Source organism: Streptomyces sp. rh34, from assembly GCF_002551245.1.
In the GTDB taxonomy this organism is placed as follows: Bacteria; Actinomycetota; Actinomycetes; order Streptomycetales; family Streptomycetaceae; genus Streptomyces.
The window spans coordinates 40434-50210 of the sequence record NZ_NTGZ01000022.1 but is presented as its reverse complement, the minus strand read 5'-3'; the positions used below and the strand labels follow the sequence as shown (position 1 = coordinate 50210).

The following is a 9777-nucleotide window of genomic DNA, read 5'->3' as shown; positions in this document are numbered from 1 at the left end:
AGCCCGCTCAGAGGTGTGTAGAAGAGAGAGGTGGGGCGATGGCGGCGCGGGGGCGCGGCGGGGAGTGCGGGAAGGCCGGGGCGGGGGCGGGGGTTCCGGCGGACGGGGAAGCTCCGGTGCGGGCGGCGGCTCCGGCGGACGTGGCGGCTCCGGTGGACGCGGCAGTTCCGGTGCGGACGGCGGCTCCGGTGGGGGCGGGTGCCTCGTGGCCGTGCGAGACCATCGTGCGCTCACCCTCGTACGCCATGGAGACGGTGACCGGGGAGTGCCAGCCGGGGACGGTGTGCGACATCGACAGGTCGATTCCCTCGCCCTGTTCGAGGGCGTCCCAGCAGTACTCCCCGTAGTGGTCGTCGCCGAAGGCGGCGGCGAGTGAGGTGCGCAGGCCGAGGCGGGCGAGGGCGGTGGCCATGTTGGCGACGCCGCCGGGGCTGGAGCCCATGCCGCGCGCCCAGGACTCGGTTCCGCGCACGGGGGCGCTGTCCAGGCCGGTGAAGATGATGTCCAGGAAGACCGGGCCCGTCAGGAAGACGTCGCAGGCGGGGTCCCGGGGGGCGCGCAGCGCCTGTAGCGGGTCGATACCCGGAGTGTCTGTGCTCACCGTGCGCTCCCGGGGTCGTGCGGCGGATCTCGGCGGGATCCGGACCGTGTGAGGTGCGGCCAGTCTGCCCGATACGCCCGTGGGAACGCAGCGTCCGCGGCCATGTGTTCGCAGCACGCCTGACCTGCATAAACATGCGCTAATACCCGGGGTTTTCCTGCATAAACGCATAAGTGACCCGGATCACAGCGAGGCGGCTTTCGGGGAGTCGGAAGCGCTTGATACAAATTGCCCCGCGAGCACCTTCGGGGGCCTTCTCCGACGAGAGCCGCATATCTCAGCATCTCGCTGCAAACCACTGCACCACCCCATGCCTTCGCATGCCCACGCTCGCTTCGCTGTGCCCCGCTCCACCCCTCCCCTCCCTCCTGCCTGCTCAGGCATGTCTTCAGGAACGCCCATGTCCTCGCGCCCTGGCGCCGCGTGGCCCCTGGTGGCCGTGTTCACCGCCGGTTACCTCGCCTCCTACCTGCTCCCCACCGTCGTCGGCCGGCTCAGCGCCCACCTGGGGCTGAGTCCCGCCCAGGCGGGTCTCGTCGGCAGCGCCCTGCTCATCAGCTCGGCCGGCGCCGGCTTCTCCCTGGCGGGCCGGGTCGAGCGGTACGGGGCGCGCACCCCCGCCCGCTTCGGTCTGGTGCTGGCCACCGTCGGTTACGGCTGCGCCGCGCTCGCCGGGTCCGTACCGCTGGTGGTGCTCGGTGTGGTGGTCGGCGGCTTCGGCTCCGGCACGGCGACGGCGGTCGCCGCGGCCGGGATCGCCGCCCGGCGCGACCCGCACCGGACGTCCTCGCTCGGGCTGCTCACCGTGTCCGCCACCGCGGGCGTCCTCTATCTGACGATCCCCCACCTGGGCGGCGGCCACCGGCTGCCGTTCGCCGCGATCGCCCTGGTCGCCGTGCTGGTCTGGCCCGCGACCGCCCGGCTCGGCGGGGCGACGACGGCGGAGGAGACCGCCTCACCGGTCACCGGCCGGCTCCCGCACCGTCGCTCCGGGCTCGTTCTGGCGGGCGGCATGCTCGTCTGGTCCATGGCGCAGAACGCGCTGTGGGGCGTGAGCAGCCGCATCGGCCTGGTCCAGGCGGGGCTGTCCGAGGTCACCGTCGGCGCGGTGTTCGCCGCCGCGCTCGGCGCGGGTCTGCTCGGTGTGACGGGTGCCGGGCTGCTCGGGGCGCGGCTCGGCCGGGCGGTGCCGATCGGGCTGGGGACCGTGGTCATCGCGGCGAGCATCGTGCTCAGCTCCTCGGCCCGGGACCTCGGATCGTTCGCGACCGGGGAGATCATGTGGAACACCGTCTACCCGGTGGTCCTCTCCTACCTCATCGGGCTGGCCGCCTCCCTGGACGTGCGCGGCCGTTGGGCGGTGCTGGCGGGCTCCGCCTCCTCCGTGGGGGTGGCCTGCGGTCCGCTGCTGGGCAGCGTGCTCTCCGAGGAGGCCGGATATCCGGTGATGGGGCTGATCCTGGGGGCGGCCACCCTGCTGGTCGCCGCCCCGGTGACCGCCGTGGCGCTGCACACCGGCGGCCGTCCGCTGGTGCCCGGTTCGGTGCGCCGTCGTGGTGGCGCCCCGGCCGCCCTGCTCGCCGCCACCACCGGGAGCCTGCCCGGCGCGGTGCCGAAGCTCGGCTCACCGGAGCAGGCCGTCACGGAGCTGCGCGTACCGGCCCTGCGGCGCAGGCGGCTGGTGCGCAGCGCGATCCGGACGGCCGGTCCGGACGGCGGTTCCGGTCAGTCGAACGCGTACGCCTCGACCTCGGACAGATAGCGCGCCCGGCGCTCCTCGTCGTGGTCGAGGAAGGCCGCTTCGAAGGAGTTCCGGGCCAGGGCGCGCAGGTGCTCCGGGTCCAGGCCGAGCGCGTCGCGGACGGCGTCGAAGTTGTCCCCGGCGTACCCGCCGAAGTAGGCGGGGTCGTCGGAGTTCACCGTGCACAGGAGTCCGGCGGCCATCATCTTCGGCAGGGGGTGGTCCCCCAGCGTGTCGACCGTGCGCAGCCTCACGTTGGACAGCGGGCAGAGCGTGAGCGGCACCCGGTCGGCGACCAGCCGCTTCACCAGCTCCGGGTCCTCCAGGCAGCGCAGCCCGTGATCGATGCGCTCGACGCCGAGGACGTCCAGGGCCTGCCTGATGTACTCCGGCGGGCCCTCCTCGCCCGCGTGGGCCACCTTGCGCAGGCCGAGGGCGGTGGCCGCCTCGTACACCTCACGGAACTTGGCGGGCGGGTGGCCGACCTCGGCGGAGTCCAGGCCGATCGCGCTGATCCGATGCAGATACGGCTTCGCCGCGTCCAGGGTGCCGAGGGCCGATTCGGCGGAGAGGTCGCGCAGGAAGCACATGATCAGCTGGGTGGAGACGCCGTGCTTCTCCTCGCTGCGCTCCAGCGCCCGGCCGATCCCCTCGATGACGGTGCCGATCGGGACGCCCCGGGCGGTGTGGGCCTGGGGGTCGAAGAAGATCTCGGCGTGCCGGACGCCCTGGGCGGCGGCGCGGGCGAGGTAGGCGTCGACGAGCTCGGCGAAGTCGTCCTCGGTGCGCAGGACGGCCATCAGCGCGTAGTACAGGTCCAGGAAGGACTGGAGGTCCTCGAACTCGTAGGCGGCGCGCAGTTCGTCGGTGGTGGCGTAGGGCAGGGCCACCTCGTTGCGCTCCGCGAGAGCGAAGGCCAGCTCGGGTTCGAGGGTGCCTTCGATGTGGAGGTGGAGTTCTGCCTTGGGGAGGTGCACGGTGTCTCGCAAACAGGGGTGGGGTCGGATCAGGGGTGGTGCCGGGTGGGGAGCGGGACCCGGATCAGGTCCTGCGCGACGGTGAGTTCGCCGTCGAAGCCGGCGGCGCGGGCCTGGGTCTCGAAGAGTTCGGGGTCGCCGTAGCGCTGGGAGAAGTGGGTCAGCACGAGGTGGCGGACGCCCGACTCCTTCGCCACCCGGGCGGCCTGTCCGGCGGTCAGGTGCCCGTGGTCGACGGCCAGCTTCTCGTCCTCGTCGAGGAAGGTCGACTCGATGACGAGCATGTCGCAGCCCTCGGCGAGCGTGTAGACCCCGTCGCAGAGCCGGGTGTCCATGACGAACGCGAACCGCTGCCCGCGCCGTTCCTCGGAGACCTGCTCCAGCGTGACGCCGCCGAGGACGCCCTCGCGCTGGAGGCGGCCCACGTCCGGTCCGGCGATGCCGTGCTCCTTCAGCAGGGCGGGCAGCATGCGCCGGGTGTCGGGCTCGGTGAGGCGGTAGCCGTACGACTCGACGGGGTGCGAGAGCTTCGCGCTGTCCAGGGTGTACGCGGGGGTGGTGGCGAGGACTGTGCCGGTTCCGGCGACCGGTGCCTGGTTCAGCTCGACGGTCTCGCGGTAGGCGGTGGCGTACCGCAGCCGGTCGAAGAAGTGCTGCCCGCTCGCCGGGTAGTGCGCGGTCACCGGGTGCGGCACCTGGTCGAGGTTGATCCGCTGGATCACCCCGGCGAGGCCGAGGGAGTGGTCGCCGTGGAAGTGGGTGACGCAGATCCGGTCGATGTCGTGCGCGGCGACCCCGGCCCGCAGCATCTGGCGCTGGGTACCCTCGCCGGGATCGAAGAGGATGCCCTCGCCGTCCCAGCGCAGCAGGTAGCCGTTGTGGTTGCGGTGCCGGGTGGGCACCTGGCTGGCGGTGCCGAGCACCACCAGCTCGCGTACGGACATGGTGGAGGGCTCCGTTATCCGGGAGGCCACTGGAGGCCGCGGCCGCCCAGGACGTGTGCGTGGGCGTGGAAGACGGTCTGGCCGGCGCCGGATCCCGTGTTGAGGATGATCCGGTAGCCGCTGCCGTCGACCTTCTCCTCGGCGGCGACCTCTCCGGCCTCGCGCAGGACGTCCGCGGCGATCTGCGGTTCGGCGGTGGCGAGGGAGGCGGCGTCCGGGTAGTGGACCTTGGGGATGACCAGGACGTGGGTCGGGGCTTGCGGGTTGATGTCGCGGAAGGCGACGGTGGTCTCGCTCTCGCGGACGATGGTCGCCGGGATGTCTCCCGAGACGATCTTGCAGAACAGACAGTCGGACTGCGGCTCTCCCGCCATGGCCGGGCCTCCTCGTCGCTGGTGATCAGTACAGGGGCATGCTATCGCCGGGCCCCGCGCGTCCGGGGTGCGGTGCCCCGCCCGCTGTCAGCCCCAGCGCCCGGTCCGCCCCAGCAGCAGCGCGGTCGCGGCCGTCCCGGCGGTGGAGGTGCGCAGCACGCTGCGGCCGAGCCGGTAGGGGCGGGCGCCCGCCCCGGCGAAGGCGGTCAGTTCCTGCGGGGAGACGCCGCCCTCCGGTCCGACGACGAGCACGAGGCTGCCGGAGGCCGGGAGTTCGGCGGTGGCGAGGGGGGTGCTGTCGTGGTCACGGTCCTCGTGGAGGACCCCGGCGAAGTCGGCGGCGGCGAGCAGGGCGGCGACCTGTTTGGTCGTCAGGGCGTCGGTCACCTCGGGGAAGCGGACCCGGCGCGACTGCTTTCCCGCCTCCCTCGCCGTACTGCGCCACTTCGTCAGGGCCTTGGCGCCTCGCTCGCCCTTCCACTGGGTGATGCAGCGGGCCGCCTGCCAGGGCACGATCGCGTCGACGCCGGTCTCGGTCATCGTCTCGACCGCCAGCTCGCCGCGGTCGCCCTTGGGGAGCGCCTGGACGACGGTGATCCGCGGGGCGGGCGCGGGCTCCTCGTGGATGGTGTCGAGGCCGGTGACCGTGAGCCGGTCCTTGCCCTCGGCGGCCCGCACGACGCCCTCCGCCCAGTGGCCGAGCCCGTCGGTGAGGACGACGTCCTCGCCGGGCTGAAGCCGCTTGACGGAGACGGCGTGCCGTCCCTCTGGTCCCTCCAGGACGAACTCCGGCCCGGCGGGCATCCGTTCGACGACGAAGACCGGTGCGGTCACCGGGGGCTCCTCACGCTCAGGGCCGACCGGGCGGCCTCCAGTTCGGCGGCGAGCAGCTCGATCAGCTCGCCCGCGGTCAGTTCCCGGGCCATCCGGTGGCCCTGTCCGGCCCACAGGGCCATGCCCTGGGCGTCCCCGGCCTTGGCGGCGGCCCGGCGCAGCCCGCTGGTGACGTAGTGGACCTGGGGGTAGGCGGCGGGGGCGTAGGGGCCGTGTTCGCGGACGAAGCGGTTGACCAGGCCGCGGGCGGGCCGCCCGGAGAAGGCACGGGTCAGCTCGGTGCGGACGAACAGCGGGTTGGTCAGGGCCTGCTTGTGCAGCGGGTGCGCCCCGGACTCGGGGCAGACCAGGAAGGCGGTGCCGAGCTGGGCGGCGTCCGCGCCCGCCGCGAGGACGGCGGCGATCTGCGCGCCGCGCATCAGGCCGCCGGCCGCGACGATGGGGATCTGCACGGTCTCGCGGACCTGGGTGATGAGGGAGAGCAGTCCGGTGCCGGTCTGGTCGAGCTGCGGGTCGTCGCGGTGGGTGGACAGGTGGCCGCCCGCCTCGACACCCTGGACGCAGACGGTGTCGGCGCCCGCCCACTGGGCGCTCCGGGCCTCCTCGGCCGAGGTGACCGTGACGATGGTGTGCGTCCCGGCCCTGGCGAAGGCGTCCAGGGTGTCGCGGGTCGGGCAGCCGAAGGTGAAGGAGACGACCGGAACCGGGTCCTCCAGCAGGATCGCGACCTTCGCCTCGTAGCCGTCGTCGCCGCTGCTGTCCGGGTCGCCGAGCGGGGTCTCGTACCAGGCGGCCTCTCCGGCGAGCTGGTGGCGGTAGACCTCGACGGCGCTGGGGTCGGCGAGCGCGGGCTGCGGCATGAAGAGGTTGACGCCGAACGGTCCGCCGGTGAGCCGGCGCAGCTGCTTGATCTCGTTGTACATCCCGTCCGCCGTTTTGTACCCGGCGGCCAGGAATCCGAGCCCGCCGGCCTCGGCGACGGCCCCGGCGAGCTGGGGCCCGGACGTGCCGCCCGCCATCGGGGCCTGCACGATCGGATACCGGCAGAGATCGGTCAACTCGGAGGACATGACCGCATCGTGCCACGTCCCGTCCAACAGGGCCGAATCAGCCAGGCGACACCGTGACCGGTTCTCCCGCCGTACGCCGCACCGCCCGCCGGTTCGGAACCGACGGGCGGTGCGGTGAAAGGCGGAAAGCGGTTCAGCGGCCGTTGAACGCGTCCTTCAGGCGGGAGAAGAGACCCTGCTGACCTGGCTGAAACTGACCCAAGGGCCGTTCCTCGCCGCGCAGCTTGGAGAACTCCCGCAGCAGCCGCTCCTGTTCCGCGTCGAGCTTGGACGGGGTCGTCACCTCGACGTGCACGATCAGGTCGCCCCGGCCGCCGCCCCGCAGGTGGGTGATGCCCCGCCCGTGCAGGGGCACGGACTGGCCGGACTGGGTGCCGGGCCGGATGTCGATCTCCTCCAGGCCGTCCAGCGTCTCCAGCGGGCACTTGGTGCCGAGGGCCGCGGCCGTCATGGGGATGGTGACCGTGCAGTGCAGATCGTCGCCGCGCCGCTGGAACACGGCGTGCGGCAGTTCGTGGATCTCCACGTACAGATCGCCGGGAGGGCCGCCGCCGGGGCCGACCTCTCCCTCGCCGGCGAGCTGGATACGGGTGCCGTTGTCGACGCCCGCGGGGATCTTCACGGTCAGGGTGCGCCGCGAACGGATGCGGCCGTCGCCGGCGCACTCCGGGCACGGGGTGGGCACGACCGTGCCGAAACCCTGGCACTGCGGGCAGGGCCGCGAGGTCATGACCTGGCCCAGGAAGGACCGGGTGACCTGCGAGACCTCGCCGCGCCCGCGACACATGTCACAGGTCTGGGCGGAGGTGCCGGGGGCCGCGCCCTCGCCGCTGCAGGTGGTGCAGACGACGGCCGTGTCGACCTGGATGTCCTTGGTGGTGCCGAAGGCCGCCTCGTTGAGGTCGATCTCCAGCCGGATCATGGCGTCCTGGCCCCTCCGGGTCCGCGAACGGGGCCCGCGCTGCGCGGCGTTGCCGAAGAACGCGTCCATGATGTCGGAGAAGTTGCCGAAGCCGCCGGCTCCGAAACCTCCCGCGCCGCCACCGCCGCCGCCACCGGCGGAGAGCGGGTCGCCGCCGAGGTCGTAGACCTGCTTCTTCTGCGGGTCCGAGAGAACCTCGTAAGCGGCGTTGATCTCCTTGAACCGCTCCTGGGTCTTCGGGTCCGGGTTGACATCCGGGTGCAGCTCGCGTGCGAGCCGACGGAATGCCTTCTTGATCTCGTCCTGAGATGCGTCGCGGCGCACGCCGAGTACGGCGTAGTAGTCCGTGGCCACTTACGACTCCGCCAGGATCTGTCCGACGTAACGTGCCACTGCGCGTACCGCTCCCATCGTTCCGGGGTAGTCCATGCGGGTCGGTCCGACCACGCCGAGTTTGGCGACTGCCTCGTCGCCCGAACCGTAGCCGACCGCGACGACGGACGTGGAGTTGAGCCCCTCGTGGGCGTTCTCGTGCCCGATCCGTACGGTCATGCCGGAGTCCGTTGCCTCACCGAGCAGCTTCAGCAGGACGACCTGTTCCTCCAGTGCTTCCAGCACCGGCCGGATCATCACCGGGAAGTCGTGTCCGAAGCGGGTGAGGTTGGAGGTGCCGCCGATCATCAGCCGCTCCTCCGTCTCCTCGACCAGGGTTTCGAGGAGGGTGGAAAGAACCGTGGAAACCGTCCCGCGGTCCTCGCTGTCGAAGGATTCCGGCAGCTCCTGCACCAATTGCGGGACATCCGAGAAGCGGCGTCCGACGACCCGGCTGTTGAGCCGGGCCCGCAGATCCGCGAGCGATGTCTCGCCGAACGGCGCAGGACAGTCGATCATACGCTGTTCCACCCGGCCGGTGTCCGTGATCAGGACGAGCATCAGCCGGGCGGGGGCGAGCGCCAGCAGTTCCACGTGCCGCACCGTCGAGCGGGTCAGCGAGGGGTACTGCACGACGGCGACCTGCCGGGTCAGCTGCGCGAGCAGCCGCACCGTCCGGCCGACCACGTCGTCGAGGTCGACCGCGCCGTCGAGGAAGTTCTGGATGGCCCGCCGCTCGGGCGACGACAGCGGCTTGACGCCCGCGAGCTTGTCGACGAAGAGGCGGTACCCCTTGTCGGTCGGGATGCGTCCCGCGCTCGTGTGCGGCTGGGCGATGAAGCCCTCGTCCTCCAGCACGGCCATGTCGTTGCGGACGGTGGCCGGGGAGACTCCCAGCCGGTGCCGCTCGGTCAGCGCCTTGGAGCCGACGGGCTCCTCGGTGCCGACATAGTCCTGGACGATGGCGCGCAGCACTTCGAGTCTGCGTTCGCTGAGCATCGCGCACACCTCCAGCTGTGATTCTCGGTGTCTGTCTGGCACTCGGTGCGTTGGAGTGCCAGCAATCCCGCCGTCAGTGTACGGGGGTGGGGTGGGGCCGGGGCAAGGGCGACCGGCCACGCTCCCACGAGACCGCGCAGGTCGTTGCCGATAGCGTCGTGGTATGGACGTCGCTTGGGAAGACTTCGGCTGGGAGCGGTTGGGCAACGGTATCGGCAGGCGGCGCCTCCCCGGCTGGGATGCCACCGCCGCGCTGGCCGCCGGGCCGGACGGCGCATTGCTGTACGACACCGGCGCCACGCTGCGCGAGGGCGTCGAGCTGCGGCGGCAGGCCGAGGCGCTGCTCGGGCGAAGAGTGACGCATATCGCACTGAGCCATCCGCACTTCGATCATGTGCTGGGCACCGCCGCTTTCGCCGGGGCCCAGGTGTACGGGGCGGTGGGCGTCGCGGCCCTGCTGCGCGGCGGGGCGGAGGGACTGTGCGCCTCGGCGGTGCGCCACGGGGTGCCGGAGGGCGAGGCGGCCCGGTCGGTGGACACGCTGGTGGTCCCGCACCACGAGGTGTGCGGCGACTGGACGCTCGACCTGGGCGGCGGCCGTCAGGTGCTGCTGGTGAACGTGGGCCCCGGGCACAGCGGCCATGACCTCGCGGCGCTGGTGCCGGGCACGGACGGCGAGCCTCCGGTGGTGTTCTGCGGCGACCTGGTCGAGGAGTCGGGCGAGCCGCAGGCGGGCCGGGACGCGATCACCTCACGCTGGCCGGCCGCGCTGGAGCGGCTGCTGGCGCTGGGCGGCGAGGACGCGCTGTACGTGCCGGGGCACGGGGCGGTGGTGGACGCGGCGTTCGTGCGGGCGCAGCGGGCGTCGCTGGCGGAGCGGTTCGCCGTGTGCCTCGACGTGTCCCTCGACAGGGGGTGAGCCCCGGGCCGTCCCGCCGATCAT

9 protein-coding genes and 1 pseudogene are annotated in these 9777 nt (G+C 72.4%); 2 read left to right on the top strand and 8 right to left on the bottom strand.

Going from position 1 to position 9777, the window contains the following annotated elements; genetic code table 11:
* Positions 1–34: 34 nt before the first annotated feature.
* Positions 35–601, bottom strand: a pseudogene (locus CR470_RS07640) (PfkB family carbohydrate kinase); the annotation flags it as partial.
* A gap of 400 nt (positions 602–1001) precedes the next feature.
* On the opposite strand from CR470_RS07640, the gene CR470_RS07635 reads away from it, so the two are divergent.
* On the top strand, positions 1002–2363 hold the full coding sequence (locus CR470_RS07635) for an MFS transporter (RefSeq protein ID WP_097866800.1): 1362 nt from the start codon (positions 1002–1004) through the stop codon (positions 2361–2363).
* On the opposite strand, the gene CR470_RS07630 is transcribed toward CR470_RS07635, so the two are convergent.
* From CR470_RS07630 to hrcA, 7 genes are all read right to left on the bottom strand, one after another.
* Positions 2327–3319, bottom strand: a complete 993-nt coding sequence (locus tag CR470_RS07630; protein WP_097866799.1) for an adenosine deaminase — start codon at positions 3317–3319, stop codon at positions 2327–2329. The genes CR470_RS07635 and CR470_RS07630 overlap by 37 nt on opposite strands.
* Positions 3320–3348: 29 nt before the next feature.
* A complete protein-coding gene (locus CR470_RS07625; protein ID WP_097866798.1) occupies positions 3349–4263 on the bottom strand; it encodes a ribonuclease Z in 915 nt (304 codons plus the stop codon).
* A 14-nt stretch (positions 4264–4277) separates the two neighbouring features.
* Positions 4278–4637, bottom strand: a complete 360-nt coding sequence (locus tag CR470_RS07620; protein ID WP_097866797.1) for a histidine triad nucleotide-binding protein — start codon at positions 4635–4637, stop codon at positions 4278–4280.
* An 87-nt stretch (positions 4638–4724) separates the two neighbouring features.
* The gene (locus CR470_RS07615; RefSeq protein WP_097866796.1) at positions 4725–5471 is read right to left on the bottom strand and encodes a 16S rRNA (uracil(1498)-N(3))-methyltransferase; all 747 of its coding nucleotides are present in this window, start codon (positions 5469–5471) and stop codon (positions 4725–4727) included.
* Positions 5468–6541 carry a nitronate monooxygenase gene (locus tag CR470_RS07610; RefSeq protein WP_097866795.1) on the bottom strand — a complete coding sequence of 358 codons (1074 nt, stop codon included), beginning with the start codon at positions 6539–6541 and terminating at the stop codon, positions 5468–5470. Before CR470_RS07610 ends, CR470_RS07615 begins: the two co-directional genes overlap by 4 nt.
* A gap of 133 nt (positions 6542–6674) precedes the next feature.
* Positions 6675–7817, bottom strand: a complete 1143-nt coding sequence (gene dnaJ, locus CR470_RS07605; RefSeq protein ID WP_097866794.1) for a molecular chaperone DnaJ — start codon at positions 7815–7817, stop codon at positions 6675–6677.
* A complete protein-coding gene (gene hrcA, locus CR470_RS07600) occupies positions 7818–8834 on the bottom strand; it encodes a heat-inducible transcriptional repressor HrcA (protein ID WP_097866793.1) in 1017 nt (338 codons plus the stop codon).
* 163 nt (positions 8835–8997) lie between these two features.
* Here hrcA and CR470_RS07595 point away from each other — a divergent pair, with 163 nt between their 5' ends.
* Positions 8998–9753 carry an MBL fold metallo-hydrolase gene (locus tag CR470_RS07595; protein WP_097866792.1) on the top strand — a complete coding sequence of 252 codons (756 nt, stop codon included), beginning with the start codon at positions 8998–9000 and terminating at the stop codon, positions 9751–9753.
* The last annotated feature ends 24 nt before the right edge of the window (positions 9754–9777 follow it).